18 protein-coding genes are annotated in these 14,900 nt (G+C 73.0%); 13 read left to right on the forward strand and 5 right to left on the reverse strand.

Going from position 1 to position 14,900, the window contains the following annotated elements; all coding sequences use genetic code 11:
• Positions 1–68 precede the first annotated feature (68 nt).
• The 6 genes from ACQP0U_RS13060 (at position 69) to ACQP0U_RS13085 (ending at position 5,488) form a co-directional block, all read left to right on the forward strand.
• Complete coding sequence (locus ACQP0U_RS13060) at positions 69–1,106, forward strand: zinc-dependent alcohol dehydrogenase (RefSeq protein ID WP_433318852.1); 1,038 nt, start codon at positions 69–71, stop codon at positions 1,104–1,106.
• Positions 1,107–1,928, forward strand: a complete 822-nt coding sequence (locus ACQP0U_RS13065) for a TIM barrel protein (protein ID WP_433318855.1) — start codon at positions 1,107–1,109, stop codon at positions 1,926–1,928.
• A complete protein-coding gene (locus ACQP0U_RS13070; protein ID WP_433318858.1) occupies positions 1,925–3,259 on the forward strand; it encodes an MGH1-like glycoside hydrolase domain-containing protein in 1,335 nt (444 codons plus the stop codon). The genes ACQP0U_RS13065 and ACQP0U_RS13070 overlap by 4 nt, the downstream gene beginning before the upstream one ends.
• A 54-nt stretch (positions 3,260–3,313) precedes the next feature.
• Complete coding sequence (locus tag ACQP0U_RS13075; RefSeq protein ID WP_433318861.1) at positions 3,314–3,712, forward strand: NUDIX hydrolase; 399 nt, start codon at positions 3,314–3,316, stop codon at positions 3,710–3,712.
• A 40-nt stretch (positions 3,713–3,752) separates the two neighbouring features.
• Positions 3,753–4,214 (forward strand): DUF2267 domain-containing protein, encoded by a 462-nt coding sequence (locus ACQP0U_RS13080; protein WP_433318864.1) that lies wholly within the window; start codon positions 3,753–3,755, stop codon positions 4,212–4,214.
• 116 nt (positions 4,215–4,330) lie between these two features.
• Positions 4,331–5,488: an FUSC family protein gene (locus ACQP0U_RS13085; protein WP_433318867.1), complete on the forward strand. Its 1,158-nt coding sequence runs from the start codon at positions 4,331–4,333 to the stop codon at positions 5,486–5,488.
• 40 nt (positions 5,489–5,528) lie between these two features.
• Here ACQP0U_RS13085 and ACQP0U_RS13090 read toward each other — a convergent pair whose 3' ends face one another.
• From ACQP0U_RS13090 to ACQP0U_RS13100, 3 genes are read right to left on the reverse strand one after another with little or no spacing between them, the layout of a single operon-like run.
• A complete protein-coding gene (locus tag ACQP0U_RS13090; protein ID WP_433318870.1) occupies positions 5,529–6,467 on the reverse strand; it encodes a phosphotransferase family protein in 939 nt (312 codons plus the stop codon).
• Complete coding sequence (locus ACQP0U_RS13095) at positions 6,464–7,705, reverse strand: hypothetical protein (protein ID WP_433318872.1); 1,242 nt, start codon at positions 7,703–7,705, stop codon at positions 6,464–6,466. The genes ACQP0U_RS13090 and ACQP0U_RS13095 overlap by 4 nt, the downstream gene beginning before the upstream one ends.
• Positions 7,706–7,731: 26 nt before the next feature.
• The gene (locus ACQP0U_RS13100) at positions 7,732–8,247 is read right to left on the reverse strand and encodes an NUDIX hydrolase (protein ID WP_433318875.1); all 516 of its coding nucleotides are present in this window, start codon (positions 8,245–8,247) and stop codon (positions 7,732–7,734) included.
• Between the two features lie 50 nt (positions 8,248–8,297).
• On the opposite strand from ACQP0U_RS13100, the gene ACQP0U_RS13105 reads away from it, so the two are divergent.
• Positions 8,298–8,789 (forward strand): type II toxin-antitoxin system PemK/MazF family toxin, encoded by a 492-nt coding sequence (locus tag ACQP0U_RS13105; RefSeq protein ID WP_030336385.1) that lies wholly within the window; start codon positions 8,298–8,300, stop codon positions 8,787–8,789.
• Between the two features lie 30 nt (positions 8,790–8,819).
• Here the strand turns inward: ACQP0U_RS13105 and ACQP0U_RS13110 are convergent, their stop codons facing one another.
• Positions 8,820–9,449, reverse strand: a complete 630-nt coding sequence (locus ACQP0U_RS13110; RefSeq protein ID WP_433318878.1) for a flavodoxin family protein — start codon at positions 9,447–9,449, stop codon at positions 8,820–8,822.
• A 162-nt stretch (positions 9,450–9,611) separates the two neighbouring features.
• Here ACQP0U_RS13110 and ACQP0U_RS13115 point away from each other — a divergent pair, with 162 nt between their 5' ends.
• Genes ACQP0U_RS13115 through ACQP0U_RS13125 form a run of 3 tightly spaced genes read left to right on the forward strand, consistent with a single transcriptional unit; the run spans position 9,612 to position 11,531 of the window.
• The gene (locus ACQP0U_RS13115; protein WP_433318881.1) at positions 9,612–9,956 is read left to right on the forward strand and encodes an ArsR/SmtB family transcription factor; all 345 of its coding nucleotides are present in this window, start codon (positions 9,612–9,614) and stop codon (positions 9,954–9,956) included.
• On the forward strand, positions 9,940–10,413 hold the full coding sequence (locus ACQP0U_RS13120; RefSeq protein ID WP_433318884.1) for an SRPBCC family protein: 474 nt from the start codon (positions 9,940–9,942) through the stop codon (positions 10,411–10,413). The genes ACQP0U_RS13115 and ACQP0U_RS13120 overlap by 17 nt, the downstream gene beginning before the upstream one ends.
• A gap of 59 nt (positions 10,414–10,472) precedes the next feature.
• Positions 10,473–11,531: a phosphotransferase enzyme family protein gene (locus ACQP0U_RS13125; protein ID WP_433318887.1), complete on the forward strand. Its 1,059-nt coding sequence runs from the start codon at positions 10,473–10,475 to the stop codon at positions 11,529–11,531.
• A 4-nt stretch (positions 11,532–11,535) separates the two neighbouring features.
• On the opposite strand, the gene ACQP0U_RS13130 is transcribed toward ACQP0U_RS13125, so the two are convergent.
• Positions 11,536–12,186, reverse strand: a complete 651-nt coding sequence (locus tag ACQP0U_RS13130; protein ID WP_238658305.1) for a GGDEF domain-containing protein — start codon at positions 12,184–12,186, stop codon at positions 11,536–11,538.
• A gap of 267 nt (positions 12,187–12,453) precedes the next feature.
• Between ACQP0U_RS13130 and ACQP0U_RS13135 the strand changes: the two genes are divergently transcribed.
• The 3 genes from ACQP0U_RS13135 (at position 12,454) to ACQP0U_RS13145 (ending at position 14,899) form a co-directional block, all read left to right on the forward strand.
• Positions 12,454–12,690 carry a DUF397 domain-containing protein gene (locus ACQP0U_RS13135; RefSeq protein ID WP_354973666.1) on the forward strand — a complete coding sequence of 79 codons (237 nt, stop codon included), beginning with the start codon at positions 12,454–12,456 and terminating at the stop codon, positions 12,688–12,690.
• A 141-nt stretch (positions 12,691–12,831) separates the two neighbouring features.
• Positions 12,832–13,719 (forward strand): helix-turn-helix domain-containing protein, encoded by an 888-nt coding sequence (locus ACQP0U_RS13140; RefSeq protein ID WP_433318890.1) that lies wholly within the window; start codon positions 12,832–12,834, stop codon positions 13,717–13,719.
• Between the two features lie 136 nt (positions 13,720–13,855).
• On the forward strand, positions 13,856–14,899 hold the full coding sequence (locus ACQP0U_RS13145) for a LacI family DNA-binding transcriptional regulator (protein WP_433318893.1): 1,044 nt from the start codon (positions 13,856–13,858) through the stop codon (positions 14,897–14,899).
• Position 14,900: the final 1 nt, after the last annotated feature.

The raw sequence follows: 14,900 nt of genomic DNA on the forward strand, positions 1-14,900 counted from the left end.
TTGATCAATAGCAAGACATATTGCGATTTTTTGCTATCCTGGAGCCCAGTGCTACCGGGATGTGACACATGGGCAACTGGGTGGTCTCTCTCGCCGGGCCTCGACGCATCAGCCTCGAGCCCTGCCCCCCGGATCCGCTCGGCCCCGGCCAGGTCCGAGTCCGCACCTGCTACTCGGGCATCTCTGCCGGCACCGAGCTGACCCTCTACCGGGGCAGCAACCCCCGGCTCAGCAAGGACTGGGACGACGCCGCCCGGATGTTCGTCCCCCGACAGACCCCGGTGCCCTACCCGCTGATCGGCTTCGGCTACGAAGAGGTCGGTGAGGTCGTCGAGGTCGCGCCGGAGGTCACCGACCGGCATCCGGGGCAGCTCGTCTGGGGCATCTGGGGGCACCGGGCCGAGGCCGTGCTCGCCGCCGACGCGGTCCGTGCTCTCCCCGCCGGGCTGGACCCGCTCGCCGCGGTCTTCGCCCGCCCCGGCGCCATCGCGCTGACCGCCGTGCTCGCCGGCGACCTGCACCTCGGCGACTGGGTCGGCGTCTTCGGGCAGGGCGTCATCGGGCTGCTCGCCACCCGGCTCGCCGTGCTCTCCGGGGCCCGGGTGGTGGCCGTCGACCCGGTGCCCGACCGGTTGGAGCACGCCGCACGATACGGCGCGCGCTCCACGGTGGATGCCACTGTCACGTCCGCCGCCGCCGTGCTGCGCCAGGCCACCGACGGCCGGGGGGCCGACGTCTGCCTGGAGTTGTCCGGCGCGTACCCGGCGCTGCACGAGGCGATCCGATCCACCACCCACGCCGGACGGGTCGTGGCCGCCGGCTTCTACCAGGGCCAGGCCGACACGCTCGGCCTCGGCGAGGAGTTCCACCACAACCGCATCCAGTTGGTGGCCGCCCAGGTCTCCGGGCCCACCCCCGCGCCGAGCATGGCCGGCCGGTGGACCGGAGACCGGGTCGCGCAGACCTTCATGGACCTGGTGGCCGACCGCAGCGTCGACCCGCTGCCGCTGGTCAGCCACATCGTCGACGCCAGCGCGGTCGCCGACGCCCTCGCGCTGCTCGACCGCGGCGCCGGTGACGTCCTCCAAGTCGTGCTGAGGTTCTAGATGACCACCATCGCGCTGGCCTGTCAGGAACAACTCCTGCCGGGCACCAACCTGATCCAGAAGTACGCCCTCGCGGCCGCCCTCGGCTACCAGGGCATCGAGCTACGCGGCCGCGGCGACCTCGCGTTCGCCCGCCGGCTGCCCGAGCTGCGCCGGGCCCGCGCCGCCGGGGTGGTGATGCCCACCGTCTGCGTTGAGATGGGCCACTTCATCGGCGACTTCGACCCCGCTCGGTCCGCCGACGCCGTCCGCAATCTGCGCTCCCAGCTCTCGGTGATCGCCGAACTGGGCGGCGTCGGGGCGATGACCCCGGCCGCCTGGGGGATGTTCTCCCGACGACTGCCGCCGTTCGAGCCGCCCCGCCCGCCGGACGGCGACCGGCAGGTGCTCCTCGACGCCCTCGGCGAGCTGGGCGAGCACGCCCGGGCCGAGGGGGTCACCCTCTTCCTGGAACCCCTCAACCGGTACGAGGACCACATGGTGAACCGCCTCGACGAGGCGGTGGCGCTCTGCGCCGCGCTCGGGCTGCCGTCGGTCCGGGTGGTCGCCGACACCTTCCACATGAACATCGAGGAGGACGACGTGCACCGCGCGCTGCGCGCCGCCGCGCCGTACCTCGGGCACGTGCAGGTCAGCGACTCCAACCGGTACCAGCCCGGTGCCGGTCACCTGGACTGGCCGGCGCTGGTGCGTACCCTGCTGGAGCTGGACTACCGGGGCTGGCTGGCCCTGGAGTGCCGGCTCCGCGGCGACCCGGTCCGGGCCCTGCAACAGGCCGCCACCGTGCTGCGCCACGCGCTGCCCCGGCGGGCCGCCGCGTGACCGCCGCCGCGGCCCGCACGGGCGGCTCGGCGGACCTGGCCGGGCTGCGTCGACTCGCGGTCGACACGCTCGACGCCAACTGGGAGCACGACCACACGGTGCCCTCGCGCACGCTCTACCCGCACCAGTGGAGCTGGGACTCCGCGTTCATCGCGATCGGGCTGGCCCAGGTCCGCCCCGACCGCGCCTGGCGGGAGCTGGCGAGCCTCTTCCGGGCGCAGTGGGCCGACGGACGGGTGCCGCACATCGTGTTCAACCCGGCGCTGCGGGTCGGCGCGTACTTCCCGGGGCCGGAGATGTGGCGCTCGGCCGACGTACCGGGAGCACCCACGGTGGCCACCTCCGGCCTGGTCCAGCCGCCGGTGCACGCGCTCGCCGCGTTGCTGGCGTACCGGCGGGCGCCCGACCCCACCCGGCTGGCGGCGCTGCGCCGGCTCTATCCCGCGCTCGTCGCCCAACAGCGCTACCTGGCCGAACGGCGGGATGTGGCAGGTGACGGGCTGGTCTGCATCGTGCACCCGTGGGAGTCCGGGTTGGACAACAGCCCGGCATGGGACGAGCCGATGGCCGCCGTCCCGGCCGAGGCGGCCGTCATGTCCGCGTACCGCCGGCACGACACCGCGCACGCCGACGCCGCGCACCGCCCCACGGACCTCGACTACGCGCGTTACCTGGCGATCGTCGCCGCCTACCGCGACCACGGCTACTCCGACCGTGACCTGGCCAGTGGTCACCCGTTCCTGGTGGAGTGCCCGCTGTTCAACGCGGCGTTCGGGGCCGCCGAACACGCCCTCGCCGAGATCGCCACGCTCGTCGGCGCCGACCCCGGGCCGCACCGGGCCCGCGCGGCCCGGATCACCGAGGCACTCCTACGACGGCTGTACGACCCGGGCACCGGCACGTTCCAGCCGCGTGACCTGCGCACCAATCGCCTGGTCGGCGCCCGGACCGTCCTCGGCCTGACGCCGTTGATCCTGCCCGACCTGCCCGCGCGGCAGATCGACGCGCTCGTCGTCGAGGCCCGGTCGGCGCGCTTCGGGGTGGCCCGGCGGATGGACCGGCCGCTACCCACCTACGACCGCACCGCACCCGACTTCGAGCCGCTGCGCTACTGGCGTGGGCCGAGCTGGCTCAACATCGGCTGGCTGGTCCGGCGGGGGCTGCTCGCGCACGGGCACCCGGAGCTGGCCGCCGGGCTGCGCCACTCGATGATCGGCCTGGTCGCCGGGGCGGGCTGCCACGAGTACTTCCACCCGGACACCGGCGCCGGGCTGGGCTCGCCGGCGTTCAGCTGGACCGCCGCGCTGCTGCTCGACCTGCTGGCCGACTGAGCGCGGTGTTCCGGGTGGTAGCGTCCCCGATCCCGACGGCCGGAGGGAGCAGGGGTGCGCGAGATCGACAAGGTGGCCTGGATTCTCATCGAGGACGGTCAGGTGCTGAGCACCCGGTCGGTGGGCAAGGACGTCTGGTACCTGCCGGGTGGAAAACGCGAGCCGGGCGAGACCGACCTGGAGACCCTGCGCCGGGAGATCGACGAGGAGTTGAGCGTCGAGGTCGACGTCCGCGATGCCGAGCACCTGGGCACCTTCACCGCTCAGGCGCACAGCCAAGCGGCCGGCGTCACCGTGCGGATGACCTGTTACCGGGCCGGCTATCAGGGCCAGCTGCGGCCGGCCAGCGAGATCGCCGAGATGGCCTGGCTCCGGTACGCGGACCGGAACCGCACCTCGCCGGTCGACCAGATCATCTTCGACCACCTGCTGGCCGAAGGTCTGCTGGCCTAGTGGCCGTTTGTGGCGGCCGGCCAGGGGTAACCGCCCGAGCGTGACCGACGGCGACGGGTTCCCGGTTTTCATCGACGCGGTGTCCCAACGGTCCGGCCTGCCGGCCGAGCAGGCCGCCGTGCTCGCCCGCGCCGTGCTCCAGACGCTGGCCGACCGGGTGACCGGCGGCGCGCCCGACGACCTCGTGGCGCACCTTCCGAACGAGGTCGACGGCTACCTGACCGCCCCGGCCCCGGATCAGACCGAGGCCGCCGGCCCGGATGCCGGCGTCGACGGGCTGACCAGCGGGTTGGGGCTGGAGGTCGGCGGTGCTGCCGCGTCCGCACCCCCGACGGACGCTGGCCCGGTGGAGTTCCTTCGCCGGGTGGAACAGCGTGCCGGGGTGGATCCGGCCACCGCCCGGGCTGGCACCGGCGCCGTCTTCGCCACCTTGCGGGCGGCGATGACGGTGCGGGAGTTCCGGGAGATGGTGGCGCGACTACCGCGCGACGGCGGTCTCTGACCCGACCTCGTGTCGGGATTGTCCGGACCGGCCGGGTTGCGGCGTGGTACGAGTGCTCGGTGGATCCTGATGGTCGCCGCCAAGCCGACGTGACCCGCCCCCGGCATGAGCGTGTGGTGGGACGAGTCAGGGCGGCTGCTGCGCGGGTCCGCGGTCGAGGTGGACGGGCCGGGCGGCTGCGGCTGAGTCAGCTGGAAGTCGCCCTGGTGATCTCGGTGCAGGCGGGCCTCGCCGCGGCTCTGGCCTGGGCCATCGGGCACAACGTGTTGGGCAACCCCGCGCCGATCTTCGCGCCCTCGGCGGCGGTGGGCACGATCGTCGCCGCGCTCGGCCAACGCGCCCACCGCACTGTCGAACTGTTGATCGGGGTCGGTCTCGGTATCGCCACCACCGACTTCCTGCTGTCCTTTCTGGGCACCGGGTTCTGGCAGACCGGGTTCGTCGTCGGGTGCGCGATCTTCGCCACGCTCGTGCTGTTCGGGCGCAGTGGTGCCGCGGTCGGTCAGGCGGGCGGTACGGCGGTGCTGCTCGCCGCCCTCAGCCCGGCCCAGCAGGATCTCGAGTGGCCCCGGATCGTCGAGGCGATGGTCGGTGGCGTGGTGGGTCTCGTGGTGGTCGCGGTGCTGGTGCCGCTGAACCCGATGCGGATCCTCGACCGGGACGCCGCGCCGATCTACCAGGGCCTCGCCAGGCACCTGCGGGAGGTCTCCGCCGCGCTGCACACCGGGGATCAGCCGCGGGCGGTCCGCGCGTTGGACGCGCTGCGCGCCATGGGCCCCGACCTCGAACGGATGCACCAGGCGCTCAGCGGCGCCGAGGAGGTGGTGAGCCTTGCGCCCGCCCGGTGGCTGCGCCGGCAGGACGTGGAGCGGTTCGCGCGTGCCAGCGAGCACGTGGAACGGGTCATCGAACACAGCCGGGGAGTGGCCCGCCGGTCGGCGATGGCGTTGCAGTACAACGAGCCGATCCCCGCCGACCTACCGGCCAGCGTCGGGCGACTCGCCGACGCGGTCGAGCTGCTGCGCCGGGAACACCGCGCCGGCCGGCCGACCGAGCGCACCCGCCACGCCGCACGCGACGCCGTCTACCAGGCCGGTCGCGCCCGGGCGCAGGGCGTCGACGAGTTCGGCGATGCGGTGGTGACCCAACTGCGCACCGCCGCCAGCGACCTCCTGCGGGCCACCGGATGCGATCCGAGCACCGCCAACCAGGTGGTACGGGAGGCCGAGCAGCACGGCGAGGAGTCCTTCCGGCCGGGTGATACACCCGAATGAGCACCGCCGCCTCCGGCGATCGAGCGGGGCCGAGCGCGACTCAGCCCAGGAGAGCCTTCGTGACGTCGCGCCGATTCAACGCCGCCGCGCACCAGGCGAAGTGGCCGTCCTGCCCGGTCGGGTCGTAGGCGTTCGCCGTGATCAGCGAGTAGGCGGCACGGTAGACGAGCAGCGCCGTGCGGTCACAGCCCAACCGCGCCTCGAACCGGTCGAGGAGATGGCGTTCCACCTGCTCCGCCTCCGGCCCGTACATGTCGAAGATCGCGGCGGTGACAGCCGCGTCGAACGTCGGGTCGCCCTCGGTGGTCAGGAAGCCCCAGTCCAGCACCGCACTCGGCCGGCCCGAGGCGTCGATGAGGATGTTCCCCGGGATCAGGTCACCGTGCAGCACCGCTCGCCGGCCACTGTCGACCTCGACCAGACGGCTGGTGAGCGCCGCGGCCTTCCGGTGGAAGTCGACGACGGCACTGCTCAGCACCGCTCGGAAACGCTCGGCCCGGCGTTCGGCGAGGCGCGCGAGTGCCACCGCAAAGCCCTCCCCGGCGTTGAACAGCGGGGAGTCCTCGCCCAGGACGGCCAACTCACGGGCCGCCGGAAGCCCACCGCCGGCCGCGAGCGCGGCGACGATGTCGACAACAACGGTGTACGCGTCCTCGCGTGACACCGCGCCGGCCGCGAGACCAGCGGCCAGGGGCGTCCCGGTCAGCCGCCGCTCGACGGTGACGACCCGACCTCCCACGGATTCCACCTGCGTGATGCGCGGCACCCGGAACGTCAGCGGCTTCGTGGCCAGGGCCTCGTAGAACGCCGCTGCCCGGCGGGACGACTCGACCGAGCCGGCGAACCAGACCTTCGCCACCCGCGCGTCGTCGACCTCGTAGACCGCGCCCTCCATGCCCTCGCCCAGCAGCTTCGGGGTGGTCGTACCGATCCACTGCCGGAGCACCCCGGCCACCTGGTCCTCCCCGAGGTGGCTCATGCCTCGGGCACCTCCTCGGGCTCGGCGACCCAGGCGGAGAAGACCGGCAGCCCGTGCCAGGGGCCGGTGGCGCCGTCGGCCCGGGTGTCGGTGGCGACGGCCACCACGGCGTACGGGTGGCCGAAGCGCAACTCGGCGGTGCGGGCCACGCCCTCCGGCGGCAGGCTGGTCAGCCCGAACATGCCTGTCACCGCCGCTGCCTCGAAGCCGTACCTGTCGAACCGGGCCACCGCCGTCTGCCGTGCCTCGAAGCGCTCCACCGGCAGCGCCATCGCCGTTGCCAGCGTTGCCGCCGCGGCCGGGAAGCCGAGCGCCGGGGCGGTCAGGTCATGGTCGCTGCGGGCCGACCAGCAGGGGAGGACGGCGGTGTGCCGCTCTTCGCGGCCGTCGCGGGCCCGGGTGCGTACCCGCTCCTCGCTGAGCGTCCAGAGCGGGGTCGCGCCGAGTGGCAGGTCGAACAGCGAGCGGCTGCCCGCCGGTTGCGCGCCGTCGGCCGCGCCGGCGCTGAGGTCGTACGCGACGGCCAGCACCTCGGCCGGTGGCACCTGCGGCGCGGCGGCCACCGAGAGGACCACCAGCCCTGCGCCGTCGGTGGTCTGGGCCGGTACGGCGTGCACGATCACGTCACCGGCGAGCGCTGTGGACACGATGGCGCACCGGTGGCCCTGGCTCGGGCTGCGCAGCGCCCGCCGCAGGTGGCCGGCCCAGGGGCTGTCAGCGCCGAGCGTGCGTGCGTCGGCGACGTCGAACGGGGTCGCCCAAGAGACCCGGGTGGCCAACGCGCTGGCCAGGGCCAGCACCACGTCCGGCCGGACCCGCAGGGGAAACGTCTCGATCAGCCCGAGGGTGTGCTCGCGTGCCCAGGCGTCCAACCCGGTCTGATCGGGCAGTACGCCGACCTCGGTCGTGGAGGGCAGCGCGGCCCGCCACCCCGCTGGCCCGCCGTCGCCCTGCCCCGGTCGGTGCCAGAGCGCTGTGGCGGACCCGACCAGCGGGTGCGGCGCCTCCAACAGCGCTCGGGCGACCTCCGCCGCGCTCGACAGGTCGGTGCCCAGGGCGCGCGCCAGCTCCCCGGCAGTTCTCTCCGCGGCGACCGGGTCGGGGTCGGCCGCCGCGCTGGCACAGACCGCGAGCAGCAGCCAGGCGCCGAGCGGGGAGGCGACGTGGTGCCCGTCGCCGGCCGTGGCGTGCAGGCGCGCGGCGTACGCGGAGAGCGGCCCGTGCAGATCGGTCCTCATGGCCCCACTCTGCCCGCCGGTCCGGCTCACGACCACAGCTCGAACGGCTCGTCGATCTCCGCGCCGGCAAGGAACGGGGTGATCAGCCGGGGGAGCTGCCCGGGATAGAACCGTTCCCGACTGGCCACCACCTCGGGCAACGGCCACCAGCGAAAGCCGAAGTAGTCCTCCCGTTCGTAGTCGAGCCGGTGCGCCTCGTCCACGTCCGGGCCGGGGCCGGCCAGCCGTACGGCGACGACGACCTCGTCCTGGACGTGCCGTACCTGCCGGTGCAGGAAGCTCGCCCGCCGCCGCCAGGTCGGCGCGCCCACCTGGTCGCCGGTGACCACGATGCCGGTCTCCTCCCGCAGCTCCCGCACGGCCGTGTCGCGATAGGTCTCATCGGGATCCATGCCGCCGCCGGGCAGCTCCCACCAGGTGCCCAGCCGGGGGTGGTCCGGGTCGTGGGTGTGGAACAGCAACACCCGGTCGGTGTCGTCGGTGACCACCACCCGTACCGCGCGTCGCTCCAGGATCGGCAGGTCGCGGGGCAGTTCGTTCATCGGGCCAGTCTGTCGTACCGCCCGCTTCGGCGGCGGGTAGGCTGCCCGCCGTGGCTGGTCTGTTGAGGAATGTCGCGGCGCGTATCTCTCGGGTCGGTGCGGTGATCCCGTCGCCCCGGCGTACCGGGCCGGCGCCCGCGCAGGTGGCCCGCCGCCGTCAGGTGAGCGCGTTGCAGCGTCGGGAGCTGACCTACGCTCCGGAGCGGGACGGTCAGGCCGACCCGGGCGAGATCGTCTGGACGTGGGTGCCGTACGAGGACGACCCCCGCCAGGGCAAGGACCGGCCGGTGCTGGTCGTCGGGCGGCACAGCCGGACCCTGTTCGGGCTGATGCTGTCCAGTCAGAGCGAGCGGGACGGGCAGCGGCACTGGTTCGCGCTCGGGCCGGGTGAGTGGGACCGCGACAACCGGCCGAGCTGGGTCCGGCTGGACCGGGTGCTCACCATGCGCGAGGACAGCATCCGCCGGGAGGGCGCCGTGCTGGATCGGCCCCGGTTCGACCGGGTCGGGCAGGCGTTGCGCGCCGGCTACGGCTGGCGCTGACCCCGCGGCGGGTGCGGCCGCCGGCTCGGGTCAGCCCGCGACGTCCCGCGCGTCCGCCGGTGGGTAGGGCTGGTCGGCGAGGAGCCGGGCCAGGTGTGCGGTGTTGAGCGCGAGTGCCTTCGTGGTGCGGCCGGTGGTGTCGGGCTTGGGCCCGGCGTCGCGGTAGTCCACTGTGTGCAGTGCCTCGCCGACCCAGTAGGTCGCGGCGGCGGCGGCGATGGTGAAGCCGACCTCGTTGAGGGCCTGCTGCACCTGACCGATCGTGTGGTGGGCACCGTCCTCGTTGCCGACCACTGCGACACCTGCCACCTTGCCGTAGGTGCGGAGTCGGCCCTCGGCGTCGGTCTCGGAGAGTTCGGCGTCGAGGCGTTCGAGGACCATCTTGCAGACGCTGGCGGGCTGGCCGAGCCAGATCGGTGTGGCGATGATGAGCACCTGGGCTGCCATCAGCTTGGCGCGGATCGCCGGCCAACCGTCGCCGTCGCCCTCGTCTGTGGACACTCCGAAGCGCACGTCGTGATCGACGACCCGGACCATGTCCCCCTCCACGCCCTGCGCGGCCAACTCGGCGAGCACTTCCCGACCGAGCTGCTCGGCGCTTGACGGCGCTGGCGACGGTTTGAGGGTGCAGTTGAGTACGAGGGCGCGGATTGTCGCCACATCGGTTCCTCTCGGCGGTCCTGGACGGATGCTGGTTTCCCATACCCGGCCGACGTCCAGGAACACCTCTGCCCGGTTGCACCGCCGAAAGTCGTTGACCCGATCACGCTGACCTGTATATTCAACCCGAAGGTTGATTAACTCGACGGTTGAAAGAGACGAATGACCGCAGATCCCCTCAGCACCGTGTTCGCCGCGCTCGCTGATCCGACCAGGCGGGCGATCCTGGCCCGGCTGGCAACCGGCGACGCGACCGTGAACGAACTGGCGGCGCCGTTCCCGATCAGCGTCCAGGCGATCTCCAAACACCTCGCTGTGCTGGAGCGGGCCGGGCTGATCGCGCGGACCCGCGAGGCGCAGTGGCGTCGCTGCCGGCTCGACCCGGCGCCGCTCCAGACGCTCGCCGAGTGGGTCGATCAGTACCGCCGGCTCTGGGACGACCGTTACGACACTCTGGACGACTACCTGCTCAAGCTGAAGGAGACCCGCCATGAGCAAGCTCCCTGACCTGACGATCGACCTGCCCTCCGACCAGGAGGTCACCCTCACCCGGACGTTCGACGCTCCCCGCGAGCTGGTCTACGCCGCACACACCCAGGCCGAGCACCTCAGGCACTGGTGGGGGCGGGGCAATCCACTGGACGTGGAGATCGACTTTCGGGTGGGCGGCGGCTACCGATTCGTCGAGCACGCCGAGGACGGCAAGGACTACGTCTTCCGCGGCGAGTACCGGGAGATCGTCGCACCGGAGCGGATCGTGCAGACCTTCGAGTTCGAGGGCATGCCCGGCCACAGCGCGGTGGAGACGGTGGTCTTCACCGAGCAGGAGGGGCGCACCACCATCACCAGCACCACCCGCTTCGACACCACCGCGGAACGCGACGGCATGATCGACTCCGGTATGACGCAGGGCGCCGCTGAGTCGTACGCCGCGCTGGACCGTCATCTGGCCACGCTGCGCTGAGCGCGGCGCGATCGGCAAATTGGCTGGGTCGGTGGCCGGAGCACTGGCATGGTGTCCGCATGGTGCAGGACGGCGCGCGGCAGGTGGCCGACCGGGTGCGGATGGGCTTCGGCCTGCGGCTGTCCACGATGGAGCCGGTCACCCACGGCGCGGACCAGCACGCCCGACTGTGGCTGGCTCAGGCCGCCGGCGGCGGTCGGTACGCGGTCAAGCTGAGCGGTGGCGGCACCCCGGCCGGCCTGGTCGTGACGGCGTACCTGGCCGAGCAGGGAGTGCCGGGCATCGCCGCGCCGCTGCCGGCCGCCGACGGACGGCTGTCCATCGACCACGACGGCCGCCGCCTCTCGGTGGTGCCGTGGGTCTCCGACCAGCGGGCGCTCGACGGCCCGATGACCGGTGCGCACTGGCGTGCGTACGGCGAGGTGCTGGCCGCCGTGCACGCGGCGCCGGTGACCGACGAGCTGAGCCGGCTGCTGCCGGCGGGCGGTGCCGCGTACCCCTCGATCGTGGCCCGGACCCGCGCGATGGCCGCGCGGCTGCGCGACCCGGCCCCGGCCGACCTGGCGGACCCGCTGGTCGCGGAGCTGGCGGGGGTGTGGTCCGCGGTGGCCGACCGGCTGGGTGCCCTGACCCGCGAGGTCGAGCGCCGCGCCGCCGACCAGCGCGGTCGGCCCGGCGGGAACGTTGTCTGCCACGGTGATCCGCACCTGGGTAACCTGCTGCTCGGCGCGGACGGGCAGGTCTGGCTGATCGACTGGGACGACGCGGTGCTCGCCCCGCCCGAGTGCGACCTCATGTTCGTCCTCGGCGGGGTGCTCGCCTTCGCGCCGATCACTCCCGAGCAGCAGAGGGCCGTGCTCGCCGGCTACGGCCGGGCCAACGTCGATCCGGTGCGCCTGGCCTGGTTCCTCGCGGTCCGCGCGCTCGACGACGTGAGCGACTGGACCCGCCAGGCGTTGGACCCCGACGCCGAGGCGGCCGACCGGGGCCGGGCGGCGCGGATCGTGCGGGGGCTGGTGTCGCCGGTGGGTCTGGTGACCCTCGCCGACGCGGCGATGCGCGGTCTCGGGGCGGGCGCGACGCCCCTGCGGCGCGGCGACGAAGAGGCGCGGGGCTGAACGGTCAGCGTTCCGCGAGGAACGCGCTGTCGACCAGTTGGCGGGGTGAGCGGGCGCCACCGAGGCTCTTCGCCTGGTACATGGCCGCGTCGGCGCGGCTGAGCGCGTCGGTGAGCTGGGCCGGGCCGGTCACCGGGGCGAGCCCGACGGACGCGGTGACCCGGACGCTGCACCCGCTCAGCCGGATCGGCGCGGCGACGGTCTCGCTGAGCCGGCGGGTGGAGTGCTCGATCCAGCGCCTGTCGACGGTGGGGCTGGAGAGCAGTCCGGCGAACTCGTCGCCGCCGAGGCGGGCCACGAGGTTGTCCCCGGCGAAGCCGGCGAGCCGCTCGGCCACACTGATCAGCACCTGGTCTCCGGCGGCGTGCCCGTACCGGTCGTTGATCTGCTTGAAGTCGTCCAGGTCGAGGACCACGGCGATCAGCGGCTGACCGGCGGCGTCGGTGAGCAGTGCGGCCGCCAGGCGGTAGAAGGCGCGTCGATTGGGCAGCCCGGTCAGCGGGTCGTGACTCGCGGCGTGCCGTTCGGCGGCCAGCTCGGCCTGGAGGTGGCCGATCTCGGCCTCCGCGCGCACCGCCCGTCGGCGTAGTTGCCAGGAGGAGAGCAGCGCGCCGGCCGCGCAGACGCCGGAGGCGACACTCATCGGATCCGGCACGAACCCTCCCATCGCCGCGACCGCCTCCAGTCTTCGGTTGACGCGGCGCGCCGCGTCGGGCCCAGTTTTGCCTGATCGTTGCCCGTGTGGGGGTAACTCAAAGTGAACGGATGGGCACCGATCATGTGCGTTATCATGCTCGCCGTCGGATGCAGATGCAATAGCAGATGCACGTGCAGAACCGTCCAATGTCGATACCGCACCCCCTCGCCGTCACCGCTCCTCCCACGGCCACCGGCGGGCTCGTAACAGAAAGACGCCCCCATGCTGCAGCCACCCAATGGCGTACCGATCCACCAGTTGCCTCCGCTGAGCTGGCAGAAGAGCCGCCGCAGCAACCCCAGCGGCAACTGCGTCGAACTCGCCGAACTGCCCGGGGGAGCGGGCATCGCGGTTCGCAACTCCCGGCACCCGGAGGGGCCGGCGCTGATCTACACGGTGGACGAGATCGCCGCCTTCGTTCTCGGTGCGCGGGACGGCGATTTCGACCACCTGATCAACTGACCGTCCGGGTTGGGCCGTCCCGGCGACGGGACTTATTCACCGGCGCGGAGGAGTTCACCTCACTGTCGGTCCATGGCATGCTTACACGTCGGCCGGGCCGGGGCGCCCGGCCGCCGTGGGTCGGTGTCCGGAGGTCCGCACGTGACGATGGTTCCCGCCGAGGGTGGCCCGACAACCGGGCCGACCGTGCTGCGCATGCTGCTCGGCGCCCAACTGCGCCGCCTCCGCGAGTCCAGCGGGGTGACCCGGGAGGGCGCCGGCTGGGAGATCCGCTCCTCCGAATCCAAGATCAGCCGGATGGAGCTGGGCCGGGTCGGCTTCAAGGAGCGTGACGTCGCCGACCTGTTGACCCTCTACGGCGTCACCGACGACCACGAGCGCGACGCGCTGCTCAAGCTCGCCCGGGACGCGAACAGCCCCGGCTGGTGGCACCGCTACGGCGACGTGTTGCCGTCCTGGTTCCAGTCGTACCTGGGCCTGGAGGCCGCCGCCGCGCTGATCCGCAGCTACGAGGTGCAGTTCGTGCCCGGCCTCCTGCAGACCCGGGAGTACGCCCGGGCGGTCGTGCTGCTCGGTCACGGCGCGGCCGGTCCGGGCGAGATCGACAGGCGCGTCGCGCTGCGGATGCAGCGTCAGCAGTTGCTCCAGCGGGAGAACCCGCCGCAGCTCTGGGCGGTGGTGGACGAGGCGGCGCTGCGCCGACCCATCGGCGGCGCCGAGGTCATGCGCGGCCAGCTCACCGCGCTCATCGAGGCGACCAAGTCGCCCCACATCCGGCTCCAGGTCATCCCGTTCGCCGCCGGTGGCCACGCCGCCGCCGGTGGCGCCTTCACCATCCTGCGCTTCGGCGACCAGGAGCTACCCGACATCGTCTACATCGAACAGCTCACCAGCGCCATCTACCTCGACAAGCGTGACGACCTGGATTACTACGCGGTCGCCATGGAGCGGCTCTGCGTCGAGGCCGAGCCGCCGGAGCGTACGGCGGAGATCCTCGGGCGACTGCTGGACGACACCTACCCAGCCTGATCCTCGACGGCACAGTCCCGTGTGGACGGGACTTTCAGCTCGCGTATTGACCGGCACCAACTCGTCGGGCTAGTCTCTGTATCGATACAGACTGGATCGATACAGAGGGGTGCCGGTGAAGCCAACACTGCAAGCCGTGGCCGACGCCGTCGGTGTCTCCCGCAGCACCGTGTCCAACGCCTACAGCCGCCCCGACCAGCTCTCCGCCACCCTGCGCGAGCGGATCCTGGACGCCGCCCGGCAACTGGGCTACCCCGGCCCCAACCCCACCGCGCGCTCCCTGCGCCGGGGCTTCGTCGGGTCGATCGGAGTGCTGTTCACCTCGCGCCTGTCGTACGCCTTCACCGACCCGTTCGCGGTCCGTTTCCTCGCCGGTGTCGGCGCGGCGGCCGAGCGGCACGGCACGAGCATGCTGCTGGTGCCGCTGCCCACGGCGGTGACCGACGCCCGGCGGGCGGTGGAGAACGCCGCAGTCGACGGGTTCTGCGTCTACTGCGTGGCCGACGAGGAATGGGCGTTGGACGTGATCCGCCAACGCGGGCTGCCGTTCGTCAGCACGGCCGCCCGCGACAACGCCGACGCCGACGAACGGTTCGTCGGCATCGACGAGCGGGCCGCCGCGCGCAGCGCTGCCGCGCACGTCGCCGGGCTCGGGCACCGTCGGGTGGCACTGCTCGCCGACTCCGTGCTGCCCGACGCGCCGGCCGGCCCGCTCACCCTGCCCGGGGTCGACCAGGTGCCGCATCCGACCACCCGAGGTCGGCTCGGCGGGTTCGCCGACGCCTTCGCCGAGGTCGGCATCGGCTGGGCGGAGCTCACCCTGGTCAACGCCCCGGGCAACAGCCGCCCGGCGGCAGCCGCAGCCGTCGCCGGGCTGTTCGACCAACCCGCACCGCCGACCGCCGTGCTGGCCGGCTCCGACGTCCTCGCGCTCGGTGTGCTGGACGCCCTGGCCGCACGGCCGGCGCATGACCGTCCCACCGTCTCGGTGACCGGCTTCGACGACATCCCCGAGGCCGCCGCGGCCGGCCTCACCACCGTCCGGCAGCCGGCCGAGGAGAAGGGCCGGATCGCCGCCGAACTGCTGCTCAACCCGCCCGCGGACGCCGCGGCCGGTCACGTGTTGCTGCCCACCGCACTCGTCGTCCGGAACTCCACCGGACCTGTCCCGAGGAGCTGAC

The sequence above is a fragment of the Micromonospora sp. CA-269861 genome (genome assembly GCF_050948505.1).
Classification (GTDB): domain Bacteria; phylum Actinomycetota; class Actinomycetes; order Mycobacteriales; family Micromonosporaceae; genus Micromonospora.